General features: G+C 58.4%; 23 protein-coding genes. 13 read left to right on the top strand and 10 right to left on the bottom strand.

Features of this window, described 5'->3' with window-relative positions; translation table 11 throughout:
- Positions 1–1,281: an HlyC/CorC family transporter gene (locus NOM06_RS12520; RefSeq protein ID WP_058058355.1), complete on the bottom strand. Its 1,281-nt coding sequence runs from the start codon at positions 1,279–1,281 to the stop codon at positions 1–3.
- Between the two features lie 42 nt (positions 1,282–1,323).
- Positions 1,324–2,112, bottom strand: a complete 789-nt coding sequence (locus NOM06_RS12515) for an inner membrane protein YpjD (RefSeq protein WP_005340390.1) — start codon at positions 2,110–2,112, stop codon at positions 1,324–1,326.
- Positions 2,113–2,314: 202 nt separating this feature from the next.
- Here NOM06_RS12515 and ffh point away from each other — a divergent pair, with 202 nt between their 5' ends.
- From ffh to rplS, 5 genes are all read left to right on the top strand, one after another.
- Positions 2,315–3,691 (top strand): signal recognition particle protein, encoded by a 1,377-nt coding sequence (gene ffh, locus NOM06_RS12510; protein WP_005340391.1) that lies wholly within the window; start codon positions 2,315–2,317, stop codon positions 3,689–3,691.
- A gap of 177 nt (positions 3,692–3,868) precedes the next feature.
- A complete protein-coding gene (rpsP, locus tag NOM06_RS12505; protein ID WP_005340392.1) occupies positions 3,869–4,117 on the top strand; it encodes a 30S ribosomal protein S16 in 249 nt (82 codons plus the stop codon).
- Between the two features lie 24 nt (positions 4,118–4,141).
- The gene (gene rimM, locus NOM06_RS12500; protein ID WP_005340394.1) at positions 4,142–4,663 is read left to right on the top strand and encodes a ribosome maturation factor RimM; all 522 of its coding nucleotides are present in this window, start codon (positions 4,142–4,144) and stop codon (positions 4,661–4,663) included.
- 34 nt (positions 4,664–4,697) lie between these two features.
- Positions 4,698–5,447 carry a tRNA (guanosine(37)-N1)-methyltransferase TrmD gene (gene trmD / locus NOM06_RS12495; RefSeq protein WP_005340400.1) on the top strand — a complete coding sequence of 250 codons (750 nt, stop codon included), beginning with the start codon at positions 4,698–4,700 and terminating at the stop codon, positions 5,445–5,447.
- Between the two features lie 32 nt (positions 5,448–5,479).
- Positions 5,480–5,827, top strand: a complete 348-nt coding sequence (rplS, locus tag NOM06_RS12490) for a 50S ribosomal protein L19 (protein ID WP_005313505.1) — start codon at positions 5,480–5,482, stop codon at positions 5,825–5,827.
- A gap of 108 nt (positions 5,828–5,935) precedes the next feature.
- Here the strand turns inward: rplS and NOM06_RS12485 are convergent, their stop codons facing one another.
- The gene (locus tag NOM06_RS12485) at positions 5,936–6,259 is read right to left on the bottom strand and encodes an isoamylase early set domain-containing protein (protein WP_005348910.1); all 324 of its coding nucleotides are present in this window, start codon (positions 6,257–6,259) and stop codon (positions 5,936–5,938) included.
- Positions 6,260–6,339: 80 nt separating this feature from the next.
- Complete coding sequence (gene mutH / locus NOM06_RS12480) at positions 6,340–7,014, bottom strand: DNA mismatch repair endonuclease MutH (protein ID WP_042084339.1); 675 nt, start codon at positions 7,012–7,014, stop codon at positions 6,340–6,342.
- Between the two features lie 733 nt (positions 7,015–7,747).
- On the opposite strand from mutH, the gene rppH reads away from it, so the two are divergent.
- The 4 genes from rppH to thyA all read left to right on the top strand — a co-directional run bounded on the left by rppH (position 7,748) and on the right by thyA (position 12,255).
- Entirely contained in the window at positions 7,748–8,275 is a 528-nt protein-coding gene (gene rppH / locus NOM06_RS12475; RefSeq protein ID WP_005340421.1) for an RNA pyrophosphohydrolase, read from the top strand.
- A gap of 14 nt (positions 8,276–8,289) precedes the next feature.
- On the top strand, positions 8,290–10,569 hold the full coding sequence (gene ptsP, locus NOM06_RS12470; RefSeq protein WP_255911803.1) for a phosphoenolpyruvate--protein phosphotransferase: 2,280 nt from the start codon (positions 8,290–8,292) through the stop codon (positions 10,567–10,569).
- Between the two features lie 67 nt (positions 10,570–10,636).
- Complete coding sequence (gene lgt / locus NOM06_RS12465) at positions 10,637–11,461, top strand: prolipoprotein diacylglyceryl transferase (RefSeq protein ID WP_041201849.1); 825 nt, start codon at positions 10,637–10,639, stop codon at positions 11,459–11,461.
- Positions 11,461–12,255, top strand: coding sequence for a thymidylate synthase (gene thyA, locus NOM06_RS12460; protein WP_255911802.1), 795 nt, complete (start codon positions 11,461–11,463; stop codon positions 12,253–12,255). Before lgt ends, thyA begins: the two co-directional genes overlap by 1 nt.
- Positions 12,256–12,443: 188 nt before the next feature.
- On the opposite strand, the gene rlmD is transcribed toward thyA, so the two are convergent.
- A complete protein-coding gene (rlmD, locus tag NOM06_RS12455; protein ID WP_255911801.1) occupies positions 12,444–13,796 on the bottom strand; it encodes a 23S rRNA (uracil(1939)-C(5))-methyltransferase RlmD in 1,353 nt (450 codons plus the stop codon).
- A gap of 274 nt (positions 13,797–14,070) precedes the next feature.
- Here rlmD and NOM06_RS12450 point away from each other — a divergent pair, with 274 nt between their 5' ends.
- Positions 14,071–15,795, top strand: a complete 1,725-nt coding sequence (locus NOM06_RS12450; RefSeq protein WP_040066982.1) for a proline--tRNA ligase — start codon at positions 14,071–14,073, stop codon at positions 15,793–15,795.
- Positions 15,796–15,889: 94 nt separating this feature from the next.
- Here the strand turns inward: NOM06_RS12450 and NOM06_RS12445 are convergent, their stop codons facing one another.
- From NOM06_RS12445 to NOM06_RS12435, 3 genes are all read right to left on the bottom strand, one after another.
- On the bottom strand, positions 15,890–16,570 hold the full coding sequence (locus NOM06_RS12445) for an SDR family oxidoreductase (protein WP_255911799.1): 681 nt from the start codon (positions 16,568–16,570) through the stop codon (positions 15,890–15,892).
- A gap of 31 nt (positions 16,571–16,601) precedes the next feature.
- Entirely contained in the window at positions 16,602–17,234 is a 633-nt protein-coding gene (locus NOM06_RS12440; protein ID WP_167557605.1) for a TIGR04219 family outer membrane beta-barrel protein, read from the bottom strand.
- A gap of 95 nt (positions 17,235–17,329) precedes the next feature.
- A complete protein-coding gene (locus NOM06_RS12435) occupies positions 17,330–17,779 on the bottom strand; it encodes a copper chaperone PCu(A)C (RefSeq protein ID WP_005335782.1) in 450 nt (149 codons plus the stop codon).
- A 90-nt stretch (positions 17,780–17,869) separates the two neighbouring features.
- Here NOM06_RS12435 and NOM06_RS12430 point away from each other — a divergent pair, with 90 nt between their 5' ends.
- A complete protein-coding gene (locus NOM06_RS12430) occupies positions 17,870–18,619 on the top strand; it encodes an enoyl-CoA hydratase-related protein (protein WP_255911797.1) in 750 nt (249 codons plus the stop codon).
- Between the two features lie 17 nt (positions 18,620–18,636).
- Here the strand turns inward: NOM06_RS12430 and NOM06_RS12425 are convergent, their stop codons facing one another.
- Positions 18,637–19,065 carry a DUF2753 family protein gene (locus tag NOM06_RS12425; RefSeq protein ID WP_255911796.1) on the bottom strand — a complete coding sequence of 143 codons (429 nt, stop codon included), beginning with the start codon at positions 19,063–19,065 and terminating at the stop codon, positions 18,637–18,639.
- A 285-nt stretch (positions 19,066–19,350) separates the two neighbouring features.
- On the opposite strand from NOM06_RS12425, the gene NOM06_RS12420 reads away from it, so the two are divergent.
- Complete coding sequence (locus NOM06_RS12420) at positions 19,351–20,010, top strand: CatB-related O-acetyltransferase (RefSeq protein WP_255911795.1); 660 nt, start codon at positions 19,351–19,353, stop codon at positions 20,008–20,010.
- Positions 20,011–20,104: 94 nt separating this feature from the next.
- Here the strand turns inward: NOM06_RS12420 and NOM06_RS12415 are convergent, their stop codons facing one another.
- Positions 20,105–20,812, bottom strand: coding sequence for a ParB-like protein (locus tag NOM06_RS12415; RefSeq protein ID WP_255911794.1), 708 nt, complete (start codon positions 20,810–20,812; stop codon positions 20,105–20,107).
- A gap of 184 nt (positions 20,813–20,996) precedes the next feature.
- On the opposite strand from NOM06_RS12415, the gene NOM06_RS12410 reads away from it, so the two are divergent.
- A complete protein-coding gene (locus NOM06_RS12410) occupies positions 20,997–22,601 on the top strand; it encodes an ABC transporter substrate-binding protein (protein ID WP_255911793.1) in 1,605 nt (534 codons plus the stop codon).
- The last annotated feature ends 103 nt before the right edge of the window (positions 22,602–22,704 follow it).

Raw genomic sequence — 22,704 nt, 5'->3', positions numbered from 1 at the left:
TCAATCTTGTGAATCCGACTCCGCCCGGTACGATGCCGGCATGATCCGCGCCATCTTCACCATGTTGTTCTCCACATCGAGGATCTCGATAGGATAACCGGCCAACCGGATCCCGATGTTGGGCTGGGGGATCTCCTCCAGATATTCGAGGATCAGGCCGTTGAGGGTACGCGGGCCGTCGATGGGCAGGTGCCAGTTCATCTCCTTGTTCAGCTCACGAATATTGGCTGAGCCTTCGACCAGATAAGAACCATCTGACTGTGGATGGATCTCGTCGCTCGGCGCTGGCGTCATGGAGGTGGTGAAGTCGCCCACGATCTCTTCCAGAATGTCGTCCAGAGTGATTAGCCCCTGAATGTCGCCGTATTCGTCGACGATCAGGCCAATTCGCTCCTTGTTGCGCTGGAATTTGGCCAGCTGCACGTTGAGCGGCGTTCCTTCCGGAATGAAGTAGATCTCGTCCACTTCCCGCAACAGGCTCGATTTGTTGAACTGATCCCTGGCTACCAGTCGCAGGGCATCGCGCGCGTGCAAAAAGCCGACAACGTCGTCGATATTGTCGCGATAGAGCAGGATCTTGGTGTGAGCGCAGTGGGCCAGCTGACGCTGGATACTCTTCCAGTCATCGTTGATGTCGATCGCGTAGATATCGCTGCGCGGCACCATGATGTCCTCGACCAGCATCTTGTCGAGATCCAGAATGCTCAACAGCATCTCCTGATGACGCTGGGGGATCAGGTTACCCGCCTCATTGACTATGGTGCGCAGCTCCTCGGTGTTGAGGGAGTCATCCTTGTTGGGATTGATTTTCAGCATCTTGAGCAGGCCGCTGGTGATGCCGTTGATCAGCCAGACCAGCGGCGAGAGCGGCACCATCAGCCCCTTGAGGATCCAGGAGGCGGGATAGGCGATCTTCTCCGGAAACATTGCTGCCAGGGTCTTTGGCGTCACTTCACCGAATACCAGCACTACCAAGGTCAGGCCGAAGGTGGCGATGGCGACCCCTAGATCACCAAACAGCCGGATACAGACGATGGTGGCGATGGCGGAGGCGAGGATATTGACCAGATTGTTGCCGATCAGGATCAGCCCCAGCAGGCGATCGGGGCGGGCGAGCAGTTGCTCGACGCGACGTGCGGCTTTGTGTTTGGTCTGTGCCAGATGCCGCAGTTTGTAGCGGTTGATGGACATCAGGCCGGTTTCGGAACTGGAGAAAAAGGCGGAAAGAAGGATCAAGATAACGAGAACAATCAGTAATGTACTCGTTGAGATGCTGTCCAAAAAGGGCTCCTGTTGGATGGTATGGCTAAAAGAGTATAGGTGTCAGCTCAACAGCACTTCTTTGACGAAGCGGCTGCCAAAGTAGGCAAGAGTCAGGATGAAGCTGCCGATCAGACTGAGCGTGATGACTTTACGGCCGCGCCAGCCATAGGTGTGATGACCCCACAGCAGCAACACGTAAACACACCATGCCAGGATGGAGAGCACGGCCTTGTGAGACTTGCCCTGGGCGAACATATCTTCGAGGAAGAAGAGGCCGGAGGCGATGGAGAGTGTCAGCAGCAGCACCCCTGCAGAGATCAACTGAAACAGCCGTTTCTCCACCGTCATCAGTGGCGGCATGGCTGGCAGATTACTGATTTTTCTCGATTTAAGCTGCTTGTCCAAACAGGCGAGCTGCAGCGCAAACAGACAGGCGATCATCAATACCGAGTAGGCCATCAGGGCGAGGCCGATGTGCAGCAACAGTTGGGGATGGGCCTCCAGATGAGTTATGTAGCGACCCGGGATCAAGGCGCTGGCAGCCAGCAGCAGGGCCGAGAAGCTGTAGACCACCGGCAGCAGGATCCAGCCGTTGAAGCGGCGGGTCACGCAGGTCATGAAGCAACTGATGATGAGGCTGACCAGCGAGGCAACGTTGAGCATGCTCAGGTTCTGGCCGTAACTCTGCAATACCTCTGAACCGAGGGCGCTGGCATGGGCGATCAGGGCCAATCCGATACAGGCAAACAGGGAGCGCTGTCCCACCGGCTTGGCGCTCAGTAACAGATGCAGGGAGGCGATGATGGCCAGCAGATAAAACGCCAGGGCCAGAACAGAGATTACGATCATAACCAGGTCGTTGTTGCACAAGCTTTTGAGGGTAAGAGGGGCAGTATACCTTGCACGAGAAGTGCTCGCCAGTTGTGCAACGGCCGATCTGCCCATATATAGGGAGAAGCTCCCTGCTGCTGCGGTGCGGTGAATAATCGTCCTCGCGCCCGCTCTGGGTTATAATGCCCCCAATTTATTACGCCAAGAACCGGAATCCGTCATGTTTGAGAATTTGACTGAACGACTCTCGCGCACCTTGCGCAATGTCAGTGGCCGTGGTCGCCTGACCGAAGACAATATCAAGGAAACCCTGCGCGAAGTCCGCATGGCGCTGCTCGAGGCGGATGTCGCCCTGCCGGTCGTGCGTGATTTCGTGGCGCGTGTCAAAGAGCGCGCAGTCGGGCAGGAAGTGGCCAAATCCCTGAGCCCGGGCCAGGCATTCATCAAGATTGTACACGGTGAACTGGTTACCGTGATGGGGGAGGCCAACGAACAGCTCAACCTGGCTGCCCAGCCGCCCGCCATCATCCTGATGGCCGGTCTGCAGGGTGCCGGTAAGACAACCACGGTTGGCAAACTGGCCAAGCTGCTCAAAGAGCGCAGCAAGAAGAAGGTGCTGGTGGTCAGTGCTGACGTTTATCGCCCTGCAGCGATCAAGCAACTGGAAACCCTGGCCAGCGACATCGGCGTCGACTTCTTCCCGAGTGATGCCAGCCAGAAGCCGGTTGACATCGCCACCGCCGCCATCGATCAGGCGCGCAAGAAATTCTATGACGTGGTGATCGTCGATACCGCCGGTCGTCTGCACGTCGATAGCGAGATGATGGCCGAGATCCAGGATCTGCATGCCACCATCAAGCCGGTCGAGACCCTGTTCGTGGTGGATGCCATGACAGGTCAGGATGCCGCCAACACCGCCAAGGCGTTCAACGAAGCGCTGCCGCTTACCGGTGTGATCCTCACCAAGGCGGATGGCGACGCCCGTGGTGGTGCCGCGCTGTCGGTACGTCACATCACCGGCAAGCCGGTCAAGTTTATCGGTATGGGTGAAAAGACCGATGCGCTGGAGCCGTTCCACCCGGATCGTCTCGCCTCCCGTATCCTCGGTATGGGCGATGTGCTCTCTCTGATCGAGGAAGTTGAGCGCAACGTCGATAAAGAGAAAGCGGCCAAGCTGGCCAGCAAGGTCAAGAGTGGCAAAGGCTTCGATCTGGAAGATTTCCGCGAGCAGCTGGCCCAGATGCGCAACATGGGCGGCATGATGGGGATGCTCGACAAGCTGCCCGGCATGTCCGGTTTGCCGGATAACGTGAAAGATCAGATGGATGACAAGCTCACCGTGCGGATGGAGGCGATCATCAGCTCCATGACCCCCAAGGAGCGTGCCCATCCTGACCTCATCAAGGGTTCCCGCAAACGCCGTATCGCTGCAGGCTCCGGCATGCAGGTTCAAGACGTGAATAAGCTGCTCAAGCAGTTCACCGAGATGCAGCGCATGATGAAGAAAATGTCCGGCAAGGGCGGCATGCGCAAGATGATGAGCCAGATGAAGAACATGATGCCCCCCGGTTTCGGTGGCGGTCGCGGCCCGTTCTGATCCGGCCTGCGTGTTGATGGGGGTCTGCTGCGGCAGGCCCCTTTTCATTGCCGCTCTGCGCAAAAAATGGCTGGCTTGGTTGCAATTATTACGAATCCAAGTAGAATTACGCGGCTTATTTTAAGCTAGGGTCCGCGTGTTTGCGGGCCTTGTTCATTAGATGTTAATGAGGACGATATGGTAACCATTCGTTTACAACGTGGTGGCGCGAAAAAGCGTCCGTTCTACCAGGTAGTAGTTTCTGACAGCCGTTGCGCCCGTGACGGTCGCTTCATCGAGCGCGTTGGTTTCTTCAACCCGGTTGCTGCTGGTCAAGCTGAAAAGCTGAACCTGGACCTGGCTCGTATCGAGCATTGGGTTGCTACTGGTGCCGCTGTTTCTGACCGCGTTGCCAAGCTGATCAAAGACGCTAAAAAAGCTGCTTAATCAGCCCAACGGTAAGGAGTTAAGGTGGAAAAACCTGTAGTTCTGGGCACCCTGGGTACCGTTTATGGCATCAAGGGCTGGCTTAAAGTGAACTCCTTCACCGATGTTGCCGAAGCGATTTTCGATTACAACCCCTGGCTGATTAATCAGAACGGGGCGTGGCGTGAAATTCGGGTTTCATCCTGGAAACGTCACAACAAGGGTCTGATTTGCAAACTCGATGGTATCGATGTGCGCGAAGATGCCCTGGCATTGACCAATGTCGAGATTGGCGTACCCGCCGATCTGTTGCCTGCGTTGCCTGAAGGTGAGTTCTACTGGCGTGACCTGATTGGTTGCTCCGTGGTGACCACCAAGGGATACGACCTGGGCAAGGTGACCGAATTGATGGAAACCGGCTCCAACGATGTGTTGGTGGTTGAGGCCAATGTAAAAGATGCCTTTGGTGCAAAGGAGCGGTTGATTCCGTTCCTGGAAGAGCAGGTGATCAAGAATATTGATCTGACTGCTCGAACAATCGAAGTTGATTGGGATCCTGGTTTCTAGTTTCCCGCGCTAACACGGGTGCCGGAGGTTTCTTATGTGGATTGGGGTTATTAGCCTCTTCCCTGAAATGTTCCGAGCCATTACCGAGCACGGGGTAACGGGTCGGGCCGTCAAGAGTGGCCTGCTGCAGATTGAGTGCTGGAACCCCCGGGAGTTTACCCACGACAAACACCGTACGGTCGATGATCGTCCTTATGGTGGTGGGCCCGGCATGTTAATGATGGTTCAGCCGCTGCGTGACGCGATTCATGCAGCCAAGCAAGCGGCGGGAGACGGGGCGAAAGTCATCTATCTCTCTCCTCAGGGACGCAAGCTGACTCAAGCGGGCGTAACCGAGTTGGCGACGAATCAGAAACTGATTCTGGTAGCCGGTCGATACGAAGGTATCGATGAACGCGTGATACAAACCGAAGTCGACGAAGAGTGGTCTATCGGGGATTACGTGTTAAGTGGTGGCGAGTTGCCTGCCATGACCCTGATCGATGCGGTTTCGCGTCTGGTCCCTGGGGTTTTGGGCGATCAGGCCAGTGCCGAGCAGGACTCCTTTACGGATGGCTTGCTGGATCATCCCCACTACACTCGGCCGGAGGTGTTGGATGGATTGGCGGTGCCCGAGGCGCTGACAAGCGGCAATCACGAAGTGATTCGACGCTGGCGTCTCAAGCAGTCGCTCGGACGAACCTGGCAAAGAAGGCCGGAACTTATTAACAACCTAGCTCTGACTGACGAGCAAGAATCACTTCTTGCCGAGTATGTCCGCGAAGTGCGTGACAGCGTTAAGTAGAGTTTTCAGTTTATCCTAGGTAAGGAAAGACAATGAGCAAGATTATTCAGCAGCTTGAACAAGAGCAACTGCGTACCGACATCCCGGCTTTTGCCCAGGGCGACACTGTACGTGTTCAAGTTCGTGTTAAAGAAGGTGGTAAAGAGCGTCTGCAGGCTTTCGAAGGCATCGTTATTGCCAAGCGTAACCGCGGTCTGCACTCTGCTTTCACCGTTCGCAAGATCTCCAACGGCGAAGGTGTTGAGCGTGTATTCCAGACTCACTCTCCGCTGATCCACAGTGTAGAACTGAAGCGTCGTGGTGATGTTCGCCGCGCCAAACTGTACTACCTGCGCAACCTGTCCGGCAAAGCTGCTCGTATCAAAGAGAAGCTCAACTAATTCGATTCGAATTGGTGTCGGTATGTCGGCAAATAGCTCGACAGGTAGTGAAAAGGCTCGCCAATGGCGAGCCTTTTTTGTATCCGTCTATTGGCTATCTGGGTGCCGTTACTGGATGACCCGAACTACCGAGTTGTCTCGCCCGAAGGGGCCTGGCACATAGTCATCCGCTGCCCAGTCATTCTCGTAGAGGGTTTCCCCTGCCGGTGTGATGAGCTGGTAGCAGTATTCGAAGTACCCCGGGCCGTCGGTCGGCAGATTGAGGGTGGCTTTGAACTCGCCGCTCTTCATGCGTTTCAGCTCGACCGGTTGCCACTGGGTGAACTCGCCGATCAGCATCACCTGTTCTGCCCCTGCAGCCGCCTCTTTCTCTACTGCAAAGGTCACCTTGACCTCGGGCTTGGACTTCAAAAACTGTTTGATCAGTGGCATGACGCCTCCTTGTCTGTGAGTTAAAAATGGCTCCTGTCTATTTTTATACCACCATATGACAAAGATGTTGATAAGGCAGATCAAGTCGGCAAGGCAAAATAGCGTTGCAGCAAACTGTGTGTGAAGTCGATCTTGAGATAGAAGCCGCGGGGCAGGGTCATGATGGGTTGACCATCGCGGCCGATAGCGCGAGTCAGCGCCTTGTTGTTGGCCGCCTTGGGCCGCAGTTGCATCACCTGGCCGTGGCGTGCGCTGATCTGCTCCACTTCTCCCAGCACTATCATGTCCATTAGCTCCTCCCAGTCCTGACGCAGTAGCCGATCTTCCTCTTCATTTGGGCTCCACATCAGCGGCATGCCGACTCGCCGCTCGCCAACCGGGATCTCGCGACTGCCTTCCACCGGGATCCAGAGCACCCGGGATAGCTTGTTGCGCACGTTGGACTCCTCCCAGCGCTGGCCGCTGACGCCGATCAGCGGGGCAACGCAGACGAAGGTGGTCTCCAGCGGTTTGCCCTGAGGATCCACGGGGATCGTCTTGAGTTCGATCCCCAGCTCCGGGAAGTCCTGTTCCGGCTTGCTCCCTGCGCTGGCCCCCAGTTGCAGCTCGATCAACTGACCGACCCACCCCTTGTCACGGCGCAGGTCTTTGGGCACAGCGACACCAGCCTCGGCGGCCAGCTGTGCCAGCGTGAAGCCGGCCATGGCATAGGCGCGGCTCAATAACTCCTGCTCGGATTGGGGATTGCTTGGCATAGTTGGCTCCATCTTGCTCGCCATATTCTAACAGGGGAGGATCCCGAGAAGGATCGCTGTTTTTATAACCGATCCCGAGTGGATAAGATCAAATGCAGAGAATTTGGGAGACATCAGCTCATCGTTATGATTTTAAAGGGTTTTGTCTATTTTATCGAGTAGTGTTCCAGGTCTGGTTTGACCTCTAAATAGTTGTCCAAGGGTTTGTGCATGATGTTACACACAGTTATCCACAGAAATCTTGGATAAGTGGATGAAAGTGGATGGAGTCGCTGATATGTTACAAAAAATTGTGAATGCCACCCCATTTTTACAGGGTAAACGGGGTAGATACTGTGCCACTCCTGTGGATAATTTCGCCGCGGTGGATCTTTGAGCAGTTGAACTTGTTCACAATCCGGATCATGGATCTGACTCTTGGGGGAACATGGATCTAGATCCAGTTGTTTTATCTCAAGTTTATAAAAAATAATGATTTTTTATATTTTATGTCGCGTGGTGATACGGAGAGTCACTTTTCGCGTACAGTTAAAAAGTACTGTATATACCCGTTTGCTAACAGCTTTATGCACAGTCTGGGTGGGCAACTTGGGGGCGCGGATCCTTGGATTTGTTTATAAGTATGTTTGAAATCGAAAGTTATTCATGAAACAGGGGATTCACTCCTTGTTTGCTGCCACGGAGTGAATGTGGAACAATCTCCTTATAGATTCAGCCTTTATAAGGTGATCACGTGATTGATGGCGACGGATTTCGTCCCAATGTCGGTATCGTGATCTGTAACCGTGAAGGACAAGTGTTGTGGGCTAAACGCTATGGGCAGCACTCCTGGCAGTTTCCGCAGGGGGGGGTTGATGATGGTGAAACGCCAGAGCAGGCCATGTATCGAGAGCTGTATGAGGAGATTGGCCTCAAGCCCGAAGATGTGACCATCATGGCCACCAGTCGTAACTGGCTAAAGTACCGTTTACCCAAACGTCTTGTCCGCTGGGACAGTTCACCGGTCTGTATTGGCCAAAAACAAAAATGGTTCCTGTTACAGCTGAATTCGGGCAAGGAGTCGCGGATCCAGTTCGGCTGTCATGGCCATCCCGAATTTGACGACTGGCGTTGGGTCAGCTTCTGGTACCCGGTGCGTCAGGTCGTCTCGTTCAAGCGGGAGGTTTACCGCCGGGTCATGAAAGAGTTTGCCCCGCTGGCGATGCCAGTGCCGGCAGTGCAGGTCAACAAGAAGGATGGGCGGCGCAACCGCGCCCGTTAAGGAGCACAGATTAGTTGTTAACGGAACTGAGACGTATCGTCGAGAGTATGGCCGAGGCCAATACCCTCGAGCAGGCCTTGCAGGCATTGGTGAGCCAGACCCGGCACGCCATGGCAGTGGACTGCTGCTCCGTCTATGTCTCGGAACCCGAGGTGCGCCGCTATCGCCTGGCGGCTACCGACGGCTTGGCCCCGTCCGCGGTTGGCAAGGTGACCCTGCCCTACGAGCAGGGCATCGTCGGTCTGGTGGGTCAGCGGGAAGAGCTGATCAACCTGGCTGATGCCCCCGCGCATCCCAGTTTCAAATTCCTGCCCGATGTTGCCGAAGAGGCGTTCCGCTCCTTCCTCGGCGCACCCATCATGCATCAGCGTCAGGTGGTCGGCATTCTGGTGGTGCAGCAGAAGGAGAGTCGCCGCTTCGATGAGGGGGAAGAGTCCTTCATGGTCACCCTGGCGGCCCAGCTGGCGGCGCGGATCGCCCAGGCGCAGGCCAAGGGGTGGTTGCAGAAGACCGACTGGAGCAAGCCGCTGCGCGGTATTGCCGGTGCCAGCGGCATCGCCATGGCCAAGGCCTGGGTGTGGCGGCCCCGCAAGGCGCTCTCGTCCATTACCCCGCGCAAGGATGAAGACCATGCCAGCCAGCTGGCGCGGCTGGAGCTGGCGGTTGAGGAAGTGCGGCACGACTTGGAGAGTCTGGCGCTGCGTTTTCGCGAGAGCTACAGCCAGGATTCGGTGGCGATCTTCGATATCTATCTCCATCTGCTGAACGATCCCGGCTACATCAAGCCGATTCGCAACAAGGTGAGCAAGGAGCACTGGACTGCGGTCTCTGCGGTCAAGCTCATCAGCGATCGCTTGATCGAGCAGTTCAAGGGGATGAAGGATCCCTACTTGCAGGAGCGCTCCACCGACGTGAAGGATATTGCCCAGCGGCTGATCAGCCGACTGGTGCAGAATGAACCGGAACATATCTCCATCGGCGAGCCGGTGGTGCTGGTTGCCGATGAGGTGACCGCCACCATTCTGGCAGAAGTGCCCCGCGAGTATCTGACCGGGGTGGTCTCGCTCAAGGGGGGAACCAACTCCCACGCCGCCATTCTGGCCCGCGCCATGGGGGTCGCCGCCATCATGGGGGTCGATCTGCCCCTCGGCGACATCGGCGGTCGCATGCTGGTTGTCGATGGTTACAGCGGTGATCTCTTCATCGAACCCAATCAGGTGATTCTGACTGAGTATCGTCAGCTGCTGAGCGAAGAGCGGGCGCTCGATACCCTGGTGCGCAGCGTCGATAACCTGCCATCCGAAACCGCCGATGGCACCAAGGTCTCCCTGCTGCTCAACGCCGGCCTCAGTGCCGATACCGAGATCTCCCTCAACCAGCTGGCGGACGGGGTGGGTCTCTATCGCACCGAGATCCCCTTTATGCTGCAGGAGAGCTTCCCCTCCGAGTGGGAGCAGACTGCCCGCTATCGCGGCATTCTGGAGACCTACCGCAACCGGCCGGTCTGCATGCGGACGCTGGATGTGGGCGGTGACAAGCCGTTACCCTATTTCCCCATCGTCGAGGAAAATCCCTTCCTTGGCTGGCGGGGGATCCGGATCACCCTGGATCACCCCGAACTGTTTCTGGTGCAGCTCAAGGCGATGCTGCGGGCCAGTGAAGGGCTGGACAATCTGGCCATCATGCTGCCGATGATCAGCAGCGTCAGCGAAATCAAAGCCTCCCGTCGTCTGCTGGATCAGGCGTGGCGGGAAGTGTCGGAAGAGGCGGCGAGCCGCGATGCGGTGATCCGCTACCCCAGCCTCGGGGTGATGATCGAGGTGCCCTCAGCACTCTTTATCTTGCCGGAGATGGCGCAGCTCATCGACTTCTGGTCGGTGGGCAGCAATGACCTGACCCAGTATCTGCTGGCGGTAGATCGCAACAATTCTCGGGTTGCCAACATCTATGATGCCTTCCATCCTGCGGTGATCCGCGCCCTGCAACAGCTGGTTGATGCCTCCCATCGCTACCAGAAGCCGGTGTCGGTCTGTGGCGAGCTGGCCGGTGATCCGGTCGGCATACTATTGCTGCTTGCTATGGGTTATCGCCGCTTCAGTATGAACACTCACAACATCGCCCGGATCAAGTACGTGCTGCGTCAATCCACTCTGAGCGAGTTGACCGAACTGATGGCCGATGGCCTCAAACATGACAACCCCCACGTACTGCGCGGCCTGTTTGCCCGCTATCTGGAAGAGCATGGTTTGGGCGGTTTGCTGAGAGCCGGTCATAAATCGAAACAGAGTGATTGATAATCATGCCTTGTCCCTGCTGACGAATGATCGGAAAATGCGGCTTTTATTTTGACTGGGGCCGCATATGCAGCACGATGGATATTGGGTTTTCTCGCAGATTGATCCCGTAGCATTCAGTTTGGGACCACTATCGGTACGCTGGTATGGTCTCATGTACCTGTTCGGTTTTGCGTTTGCCATGTGGCTGGCTGGCCGTCGCGCCGATGCACCGAACAGCGGCTGGACCCGCAACGAGGTGTCGGATCTGCTGTTCTACGGTTTCCTCGGGGTGATCCTCGGTGGCCGTGTCGGTTACGTGCTGTTCTACAACTTCGATCTCTTCCTCGCGGATCCCACCTACCTGTTCAAGATCTGGACCGGCGGTATGTCGTTCCACGGTGGTCTGATCGGGGTAATCACCGCGATGATCTGGTTTGCCCACAAGACCAAGCGCCACTTCTTCACCGTGGCCGACTTTGTGGCACCGCTCATTCCGTTTGGTCTCGGCGTTGGCCGGATCGGCAACTTCCTCAACGGCGAGCTGTGGGGCCGGGTCACCGATGTACCCTGGGCCATCATCTTCCCGGAGGCTGGCCCCGAGCCGCGTCATCCCTCCCAGCTTTACCAGTTCGCACTGGAAGGGGTGGTGCTGTTCATCATCCTCAACCTGTTCTGGCGCAAGAATCCGCCGCGCGGTGCCATCTCCGGCATGTTCCTGCTGTTCTACGGCCTGTTCCGCTTCCTGGTGGAGTTTGTGCGCCAGCCGGACAGCCAGCTCGGTCTCTACTTCCAGGAGATCAGCATGGGCCAGATCCTCTCCACCCCGATGATTATCGCCGGTGCCCTGATGATTTGGGCCGCCTACAAGCGTCCACAGTTGTTCGGTAATGCCATGAAGGAGGCGAAATAATGCGAGCTTATCTCGACCTGATGCAGAAAATCCTCGATGAGGGCACCGTCAAGTCAGACCGTACCGGCACCGGTACTGTCTCCCTGTTCGGCCATCAGATGCGCTTCAATCTGGCGGAAGGTTTCCCGCTGGTGACCACCAAGAAGTGCCACCTGCGCTCCATCATTCACGAGCTGCTCTGGTTCCTCAATGGCGATACCAATACCGCCTATCTGAAGGAAAATGGTGTCAGCATCTGGGATGAGTGGGCCGACGAGAATGGCGATCTGGGGCCGGTTTACGGCGCGCAGTGGCGCTCCTGGCCTGCCGCTGACGGGTCTGTCATCGACCAGATCCAGAAGGCGGTGGATGACATCAAGCACAACCCGGATTCGCGCCGTATCATCGTATCCGCCTGGAACGTGGGCGAACTGGACAAGATGGCGCTGGCTCCCTGCCACGCCTTCTTCCAGTTCTATGTGGCGGACAGCAAGCTCTCCTGCCAGCTCTACCAGCGCAGTTGTGATGTGTTCCTCGGCCTGCCGTTCAACATCGCCAGCTACGCCCTGCTGACCCACATGATGGCCCAGCAGTGCGATCTGGAAGTGGGTGACTTCGTCTGGACTGGCGGTGATGTGCACCTCTACTCCAACCACATGGAGCAGACAGCCCTGCAGCTCTCCCGCGAGCCGCGCCCGCTGCCGACCCTGATGATCAAGCGCAAACCTGACTCCATTTTCGATTACAAGTTCGAGGATTTCGAGATCGAGGGTTATGACCCCCACCCCGGCATCAAGGCGCCCGTCGCCATCTGATAACAAGGCGCCTCAGGGTGCCTGATACTATTAATATGCGGTGCGGTAAGGTTGCCAAAATAGACATGCAGTTATTGGTGACTGTGCGATAAGACACTTGTTGCGACTCATCTAACCTCTGGGGTATTGCCCATAAAAAAACGACGCCAGTTGGCGTCGTTTTTTTATGGGCAAGAGTCGGGGGAGACTTATGCCTTGGCAGGTAGGCTCAGGCGGGCAACCGCTTCCACATGCATGGAGTGCGGGAACATATCGACCGGCTGCACTTCGTCCAGCACGAAGCCCTGCTTGACCAGCCAGGCGAGGTCGCGGGCCAGGGTCTGCGGGTTGCAGGAGACATAGACCAGACGGCGGGGCGCCATGGCGACCAGGGTCTGCAATACGGCCTTGTCACAGCCTTTGCGGGGCGGATCCATCACCACCACGTCAGCGGTCACGCCCTGGGCGTGCAGCTCGGGCATCAGCTGCTCGGCCTTGCCAACGTGGAATTCGGTGTGCTCGATACCGTTGAGGGCGGCGTTGCGACGGGCATCGCTGATGGCGCTCTCCACCGACTCGATCCCGACGACCTTGGCGGCCTTGCCAGCCAGGAACAGGGAGATGGTGCCGATACCGCAATAGATGTCGAACACCGTCTCGTTGCCGGTCAGCTCGGCATACTCGAGGGCGCTGGAGTAGAGCACATCGGTCTGGGTCGGGTTGTTCTGGAAAAAGGAGAGCGGCGAGATCTCGAACTCGAGTTCGTGGATCTTGTCGCGGATCACCCCTTCGCCGAGCAGCACCCGGTTGGTCGCGCCCAGAATGCGGTTGGTGCGCTCATCGTTGATGTTCTGCACCAGAGTAGTGACCGGCAGATCGATCAGGGCTGCCAGCAGTTCGGCTTCGAACGGCAGCTCCTCGCCCAGGGTCACCAGCACCACCATCAGCTCACCGCTCTTGAAGCCCTTGCGGGTCATCAGGTTGCGCACGCAGCCGCTGTGGTTTACTTCGTCATAGGCCGCAATGTCATGCGCGCGCATCCAGTTGCGCACCCGGGCGTTGAGCTCCACGTGCAGCGGATCCTGCACCGCACAATCATCGGCGGTGATGAGATCGTGAGAGTGCTTGCGATAAAAACCGATCTCGGCACCGGCGTCACAGCCACGCACCGCATATTGCGCCTTGTTGCGATAGGCGAACGGGCTCTCCATGCCAAGGATATCCTTGACCGGGGTGTCACCCAGCCCGGCCTGCTCCAGTGCGCTCTGCACCAGTGCCTGCTTGAGCTTGAGCTGGGCCGGATAGGCCAGCGGACGAACCTGACAGCCACCACACTCGGTGTTGGGGCAGAAATCGGCAACCCGATCGGCAGAGGGCTGGAGCAGCTCGGCAACCTTGCCGTGCAGATAGTTCGGCTTGACCTCGGTCAGCTCCACCAGCGCCTGCTCACCGGGCAGCAGACCTTCGACAAACAGGGGGCGATCGAACAGGCGTCCTTTGCCATCTCCTTTGTCGGTCAGTTCCAGGATCTCGATCTGGTGTTGATGTCCCACTAACGGCATGAGCGGCTCCAAAAGTACTAAAAATGGGGGGTGATGGACGCGGAAAAGCCATGCCCATCGAGAAAGGGTGGCAGAGTTTAGCGGAGATCCGGCCAAATTGCAGGCATAAAAAGCCAGCTTGTTGCAATGGTCATTGCCCCTGGCCATCTGCCGGGCGTGGCCACCTTTCGGGTTGCGGCAAATTTAGCCCTTGGGCCATAACGCCCAGCCTGTTAAAATTCCGCCCTTGAAATTATCCTGGGCCCCGCGCCCGTTCTAGCTAAGGTCTACCGCGATGCGTACCAGCCAATATCTGCTTTCCACTCTCAAGGAAACCCCCTCCGACGCTGAAGTTGTCAGCCACCAGCTGATGCTGCGCGCCGGGATGATCCGTAAACTGGCCTCCGGCATGTATGCCTGGTTGCCAACCGGTCTGCGGGTACTGAAGAAAATCGAGAACATTGTTCGCGAAGAGATGAACAATGCTGGTGCCGTCGAAGTCTCCATGCCGGTAGTGCAACCCGCCGAGCTGTGGCAGGAGTCCGGCCGCTGGGATGACTACGGTCCCGAGCTGTGCCGTCTGACCGACCGTCACAACCGCCCCTTCGTGCTGGGCCCGACCCACGAAGAGGTGATCACTGCGCTGGTACGTTACGAAGTGAACAGCTACAAACAGCTGCCGCTCAACCTCTACCAGATCCAGACCAAGTTCCGCGACGAAGTGCGCCCCCGTTTCGGCGTGATGCGCGGCCGCGAATTCCTGATGAAGGATGCCTACTCCTTCCACATCGACAAAGAGTCTCTGGTCGATACCTACGAGAAGATGCACGCCGCCTACTGCAAGGCGTTCACCCGCATGGGCCTGAACTTCCGTCCGGTGCAGGCCGATACCGGCTCCATCGGTGGTACCGGTTCCCACGAATTCCAGGTACTGGCCGAGAGCGGTGAAGACTTGATCGCCTTCTCCGACAGCTCCGATTACGCCGCCAACATCGAGATGGCCGAAGCGCTGGCACCGGCTGGCGAGCGCGCTGCCGCCACCGCAGCCCTAACCAAGGTTGCCACCCCGAACGTCCACACTATCGACGAAGTGGCTGCCTTCCTGAACGTGGCTCCGACCGCCATCGCCAAGACCCTGCTGGTACTGGCAGAGGAAGATGAGCACGGCAAGCAGGCCGTTATTGCGCTGGTACTGCGTGGCGACCACGAGCTGAACGAAATCAAGGCCGAGAAACTGGCTGGCGTGGCTAACCCGCTGACCTTCGCCAACGACGAGCAGATCAAAGCTGCCGCCGGTTGCGACGCAGGCTCCATTGGCCCGGTCGGCTTTGCCGGTCGCATCATCGTCGATCGCAGCGCTGCCCATCTGGCGGACTTCGTCTGCGGCGCCAACGAAACCGGCTTCCACCTGACCGGAGCCAACTGGGATCGCGACATCGCTACCTACGAAGTTGCCGACCTGCGCAACGTGGTGGAAGGCGACCCGAGCCCGTGCGGCCAGGGCAAACTGCTGCTCAAGCGCGGTATCGAAGTGGGCCACATCTTCCAGCTGGGTACCAAGTACTCCGAAGCGATGAAGGCGAGCGTGCTGAACGAAGCTGGCAAATCCGTCACCATGGAGATGGGTTGCTACGGTATCGGGGTTTCCCGTCTGGTGGCTGCCGCCATCGAGCAGAACAACGACCAGTACGGCATCATCTGGCCGGACGCCATCGCCCCGTTCGAAGTGGCCATCGTGCCGATGAACATGCACAAGTCCGAGCGCGTGGCCGAGCAGGCACAGCAGTTCTACGCCGAGCTGAAAGCCGCCGGTGTGGACGTGCTGTTCGACGACCGTAAAGAGCGCCCGGGCGTGATGTTCGCCGACATGGAGCTGCTGGGCATCCCGCACGCCATCGTCATCGGCGATCGCGGTCTGGACAACGGCGTGGTGGAGTACAAGTGCCGCCGCACCGGCGAGAAGCAGGAAGTGGCCATCAGCGACATCATCGCCATGCTCAAGGCCAAGCTGGGCCGTTAATTCCGCCCCCTTACCTGAATAGAAAAGCGCGCCGTTTGGCGCGCTTTTTGTTTCTGTATGTTCTGACGACGGCAACCGGATGGCGGGCTTCGCCTCAGGGATTGCGACCGATAAAGAGGTCGGTCACGTGGCAGCTGCTTCTGGCTTCCAGCGCGTCGAGCATATAGGCCGCCGCATCTTCCGGGGTCATGAAGCCACTCGGGTCCACGTGATCCGAGTTGTCCCAGAATTCGCTGCGGATCCCGCTCGGATAGAGGTTGACCAGCCGCAGTGGCGAGCCTTTCAGCTCGGCGCGCAAGGATTCGAGAAAGCCGCGCATCCCCCATTTGGAGGCGCAGTAGAGGCTCTCGTTGGCCTTGCCCACCTGAGCGGCGGAGGAGAGCACATTGGCCAGCACTCCGCCTTTCTCCCCGATAAGCCGCACCGTCTGCTGGGCCACCAGAATGGTGGAGATGAGATTGCTCTCCACCACCCGGCGGATCTGCTCGGCGGTGTAGACACCGACCGGGCCAAACTCGCCCACCCCGGCGCAGTGGATCACCATGTCGGGCAGACCACCCCATTCCACCGCCGCAGCGAAGGCGACATCAACCTCTTCATGGTGCGCCAGATCGGCCGCAATGCCGATCACCGCGCTGCCGAGCAGTTGCTCCAGCTCCTGCAGTCGCTGATAACGGCGCCCCATCATGGAGACCTGATGGCCCCGCTCAACCAGTCCGATGGTCAGCGCCCGGCCGAGACCAGAACCGGCACCTGTCACTATGATGTGGCCCATTATCGCTCCTCGTCGTCAGTTGACGGTCAGATTAGAAAGTGAATTCGCCGCCCATGAACCAGCCATCGACAGACTGGTCGATATTGGCGAAGTCGACCTTGGCTTCACGCCAGCCGGCACGCAGCTTGATCGGCATGGAGGAGAACTTGTATGCGCCACCCAGACGGTAGTCATAGTTGTCTGCATCGTGGGTACGCAGGTCGCCGAAGAAGGAGATACCGGTGCCCGGGATCTTCACTTCGCTGCCGGCATAGGCCATCAGGGTATCTTCGTCATAACCCTTGCGACCGAAGTAGACCTGCTCGCCATCGTAGTGACGGCCGGTCATACCCAGATCGATCTTGAACAGATCGTTGTTGAACAGACGGTAGTAAAGGCTCAGATCGTAGGCAGTCAGATCGTTCTTGAAGTTGCCGCCGGAGGTGCTGAAATCGGAGACTTCAAACTTGGCGTTCGGCAAGAAGATGATGCCGTGTTCCAGTTGCAGATAGCCGTTCCAGTTGTAGCTGTCGTCATAGCTGCCATCAGCACTGGTGCCATAAGCCTGACCACTGCCCTTGGCGGCCCATACGTCGGCACCGGCGGCAAAACGCCAGTCGTCAGCGGCCATGGCACTCTGGCTGCACAGAGCCAGCACAAAACCGGCAATCAGCGTCTTTTTCATTACGTCACTTCCTCTTGCATACATGGAAAAGAGCACTATTTTACTCGGTGCAGCCAAAATACCCAGCGTCAATCCTGAACAAACGACGACAAATGTCAGTGCTTCATATGCTTCATCTCTGCCATCGGCTCAATCGGCTTGACCGGCAGTGACAGATCCAGCTTTTGACCATCATCCATGGTGAGGGTGAGCGGGAAAGGGGTCTGCTCGGAGAGCGTGCCCACCTCGAACAGCATGATGTGCAGGCTGCCCGGTTTCAGCACCGCCTCGCCCTTGGCCGGGATCTCGATGTTCTCGACCTGACGCATCTTCATCACGCCATTTTCGTGCAGATGAGTGTGCAGCTCGGCACGCCCGGCCGCAGCAGAAGCCGCCGCCACCAGCTTGACCGGCTGGTCGGCGTCATTCTTCAGCACCATAAAGGCGGCAGTGTTGGGGGAGCCAGGCGGCAACAGGCGCACATAGCCGTCGACGGCCTCGACCTTGGCCAGTGCAGGCGCAGTCATCCCCAGAACCAGCAGAGAATAAAACGCACGTTTAAACATGGTTGAAATCCTTTTATGATGTTGTTAAACGGCGCCAAGGTTACCCCAGCAGCAACCTTTTTTGCACCTTTCAATAACAAGGATTTAGACATGGCCCCCATTCTCATTGCCGAGCAGCAGGATGGCTTGCTCACCCTGACCCTCAACCGCCCCGACAAACGCAACGCTCTCAATACCGAGCTCTATAAGCAACTGGTGGCAGTGCTGCGAGAGGCGGCAGCCGATGAGGAGGTGCATGTCCTGCTGTTGCAGGGGCAGCAGGATTGCTTTACCGCGGGCAATGATCTGGCTGACTTTATGGGCAAGAGCGCGCTGGAGCCCGACGACCCCATCCTGCAGTTCCTCCATACCCTGGCCGATTTCCCCAAACCGGTGATCGCCGCTGTTGCAGGCCCTGCAGTGGGGATTGGCACCACCATTTTGCTGCACTGCGATCTGGTCTATCTAGGGGATAATGCCCGCTTGCAGCTTCCTTTCGTCGAGTTGGGACTGGTGCCGGAGTTCGCCTCCAGCCTGCTGCTGCCGCGTCTGGTGGGACACCTCAAGGCGGCCGAGCTGTTGCTGCTGGCCGAGGCGATGGATGCTGAAGAGGCTCTGCGGCTAGGGCTGGCCAACAAGGTGGTGGCGGCCAATGGAGTGCTCTCCCTTGCCCGCGAGCAGGGACTGAAGCTGGCGGCCAAACCGCCCAGAGCGCTGCAAAAGAGCAAGGTGCTGCTGAAACAGGAGCTTAAACAGGCGGTGCACTTCGTCATTGATCTGGAAGCGCGCGCCTTCGCCCAGGCACTGCAAGGGGAAGAGGCGCAGCAGCGCATCGCCCAGAAACTCAAACGGCGGAGCTGAGCCGCGCCCAAACCCGTTCAGTTGAGGCGAAAACGGCCGATCAGCTCGCAGCCCTGCACCTTGTCCTGCAACTGGATCAGCCGGGCAATTTCCGGATTGGGGTGGCGCTTGAGAAAGGCGAGCAGGGCACCGCGACAGCAACCCAGCTCGCTGATCAGCGCCTCGCATTCCCAGTTCGGGCATTGTGGCACCAGCGCAGTCACCAGCTCGGAGGCAAGCTTCAGGTAGCGCAACTCGTAAGTCGGCTCATCCATCGCCCGCCAGAAGTCAGCCAGCCGGTGACAGGTGGCGACCCGCATGGTGGCCAGTTCGGTCAACTCCACCTGGGTCATCTCGTAAACATCCCCCAGCGCCTGCTGATAAAAGCAGATCGCCGCCCCCAGCGAACCGGCCTGCCAGGCACGCTCCGCCTCCAGCATGTATCGTTGCCAACTTTGCGGTGTCATCTCGCTCTCCCGAGTCCGTCATGGTGGGAGTGTTATCATGGCTAATTGAGAATAAATATCAACCAGAGGGTTAGTGCAGGATCTCTGCGCAACCTTGGCAAACCCGGCGCCCGACCTTATGATCGTGCCCTTCCCCCCTTCTTTGGAGCACACCACAATGCGACCACGCCTCCCGCAGATGCTGGGCTGCTCCCTGCTCTGCGTGCCCCGCATGCTGGTCTGGATCTATTAGCTGCGCTCAAGCGAACGCAACCCATCCGATCCATTCAGCAAAGGAGTACCAATATGAGCACCTGCCAACACTGGTCGCAGGTCGAATACCTGCACCTGACGGTGACCAACCCCAATATCTGCCTCAAGGGGCAACACAGCTACTACTCGGGTGCCTGGGATGGCCCCTTCGAAGAGGTGGCAGTGCGCTACCTCCATGGCGATCCCTTCAGCCGCAGCCCGGAAACCGGCTGGGAGCCGCTCTGGCATATCGACCGCCTCCATATCGGCGACTATGTGCAGATTGCCGCCGGAGTGAAGATCATCATGGGGGGCAACCACACCCACAATACGGCCTTCATCAGCACCTATCCGTTCGCCGATCTGGCGGCGCTCCAGCGCAGCTACCGCCCCGCTGGCGATGCCCGCATCGGCAACGATGTCTGGATCGGCATGGAGGCGATGATCATGCCCGGCGTCACCATTGGCGACGGCGCCATCATCGCCGCCCGCTCGCTGGTCAATCAGGATGTGCCGCCCTATGCCATGGTGGCGGGCACCCCGGCCAGGGTGGTGCGAATGCGCTTTGGCGAGGAGGAGATAGCCCGGCTACAGGCCCTCGCCTGGTGGGATTGGCCGGATCAACAGGTCAACGATCTGCTGCCGCTGATCCAGCAAGGTGACGTCGCCCTGCTTGAACAGGCGGCTGCCCACTGGGCGGAGCGCCATGAGTGACCACCGCTAACCAGTAGCTGACAGCATAAGGGCGACCCCGGGGTCGCCCTCTTTTATCTCCGGCATGCTCTGGATGCCGTCATCGCACATCCACTCATTGCGCGCTTTTGGACTGGTTGAGGCTGCACTGCTTGCCGGGATAACCGGGTAGATCCTTGGCATCGCTGCCGCAGGCGAGCCGTTTGGCCTGTTGCAGCCGGGCCGCCAGATTGGCGCTGTCCACCGGCATCCACTGCATCTGCTTGCCGAGCCAGCTGGCCCAGGCAAACTCGACAAAATAGACCTGTTTATCCTTGCGAAAGTAGCCCGCATTCTGCAGCAGTCCGGCGAGGGTGCGATAGGGGTAATCAGGCAGCTTGTCGATACTGGTCGGCAACTGCTCCGGGGTCAGCGGCAGCCCCTTCTCATCCTTGAGCCAGGCCCAATGGTTGTTCTGCATCTGGCTCCAGAAGTTGGCTTTGTCCTGCAGACGGCCAATCACCTTGACCCGGGCATCCTTGACGCCCTGCTGCCACAACGCCTTGGTGAGATGGTGCCTGTCCACCAGCCAGTAACTGCCATCCGGCGCAATCACTACAGGAATCTCTTTCTTTTTCATCAACTTGTCGAGCTGCTTTGCGCTCATGCCCACCAATGTGGCCTGGGTCTCATCGACCTGGATCTGGCCGACGCCCCCCTGGGTCGGGTGCAAGGCATCGATGCCGATCTCGCACCAGTTGCCCACCGCCGTGTCGCTCTGGCACGGGGCCAACGCCCAGGCACCCTGGCTCAGCACACAGGCCAGCAATAACCATGCTTTCATCGTTTGACACTCCTCACCACATTGAACTGCTCAGACGCCGGGAACGCTCTTCTACCCCGATTGGGAGTGAGAGTCGAATGCTGGCGGTCAGACCAGCAAACGGGATATCATGATTTCCCATCTGTCGGCGATATTTTCTCGCCGAGTTTTCTCCCCGCTTCACACTATTTGAAGGATCCGACCCATGAAAGGATGGAGCCCCTTGCTGGCCCTGCTGGGCTGTGCTGCTGTCCAGGCTGCCGATATTCCCGCCGGAACACAACTCGCCGCCGAGCAGATTGTCGTTCGCCACCTCAAGGATGAACCTGCGAGCCTGAGCCCGCTCAAGCTGGTCGGCCTGCCGGAGTTGCAGGTACTGCGGGATCTGTTCGAGGGGCTGCTGACCCAGGGGCCGGATGGCAAACCGGTTGCCGGGGTGGCGGCCAGCTGGGAGAACAAGGGCAACCAGTTCTTTACCTTCCATCTGCGCCCGGATGCGCGCTGGTCCAACGGCGATCCGGTCAAGGCCGGCGACTTCGTCTACGGCTGGCGCAAGCTGGTCGACCCGAAAGAGGCGGCCACCTTCGCCTGGTTTGCCCAACTGGCCCGTTTCGACAAGGTGGACGAGATCGTGGCTGGCAAATTGCCTGCCAGCGAGCTGGGGGTCAAGGCCCTCGATGACCACACCCTGCAGGTGACCCTCTCCCAGCCGGTACCCTACTTCCTGAACCTGCTGAGCCACCCCAGCCTGTCGCCGCTCCATCAGGCCAGCATCAAGCAGTACGGCAACCAGTGGACCCAACCCGGCAAACTGGTGGGCAACGGTGCATTTGTGCTGAACAACCGGGTGGTCAACGAGAAGCTGGAGCTGACCCCCAACCCTTATTACTGGGATCGGGCCCATACCGTATTGACCAAGGTGATCTTCATGCCGATCAATCAGGAGAGCGCGGCGACCAACCGCTACCTGGCTGGCGATCTGCATATCACCGAATCCTTCCCCAAGGAGCAGTACGACAAGCTGAAGCAGCAGATCCCGAATGAGGTCTACACCCCGGATCAGCTCGGCACCTACTACTACGCTTTCAATACCCGTCAGGCACCACTGAACGATGTGCGGGTACGCAAGGCGCTCTCCTACACCATCGACCGCGCCCTGATCGCCGACAAGGTGCTCGGTACCGGCGAGAAACCGGCTTATCACTTCACTCCGGATGTGACCGCCAGCTTTACCCCGGCCGCCAACCTGCTCTCCACCAGCAGCCAACCGGAGCTGGACAGCAAGGCCAAGGCCCTGCTCAAGGAGGCTGGTTACGGCCCGGACAAGCCGCTCAAGCTGACCCTGCTCTACAACACCGCGGAAATTCACAAGAAGATGGCACTGGCGATTGCCAGCATGTGGAAGCAGAAGCTGGGCGCCGAGGTCGAGCTGACCAATCAGGAGTGGAAAACCTATCTCGACAGTCGCCAGAGCGGTCAGTTCGAGGTGATACGCTCCTCCTGGGTCGCAGATTACAACGACCCGTCAGTGTTCCTCGGCCTGTGGGGCTCCCGTCACAGCGGCAATATGGCTGGCTTTGCCAATGCCCGTTATGACCAGCTGCTGGCAGAGGCGGCCAGCACTCAGGATGCCGCCAGCCGCAGCAAGCTGTTTGGCGAGGCGGAGGCGATCCTGCTGGATCAAGCCCCCATCGCCCCCATCTACCAGTACACCAATGCCCGCCTCATCAAGCCATGGCTCAAGGGCTACCCCATCAACAACCCGGAAGATGTGGCCTACAGCCGCCAGCTGTACCTCGTCAAACACTGAGACCGGCCACAACGATGCGAGGCCCCGCAGGGCCTCGCTATTGATACTGTTCACACCCCGATTTCCAGCCTAAAATGCCGCCCCTTCTGTTCAATTAATCTTC

This window comes from Aeromonas sp. JL9 (assembly GCF_024436075.1).
Taxonomy (GTDB): Bacteria; Pseudomonadota; Gammaproteobacteria; order Enterobacterales; family Aeromonadaceae; genus Aeromonas; species Aeromonas veronii.
Note: the sequence above shows the minus strand (reverse complement) of the source record. Positions and strands in the feature narration are given on the sequence as shown.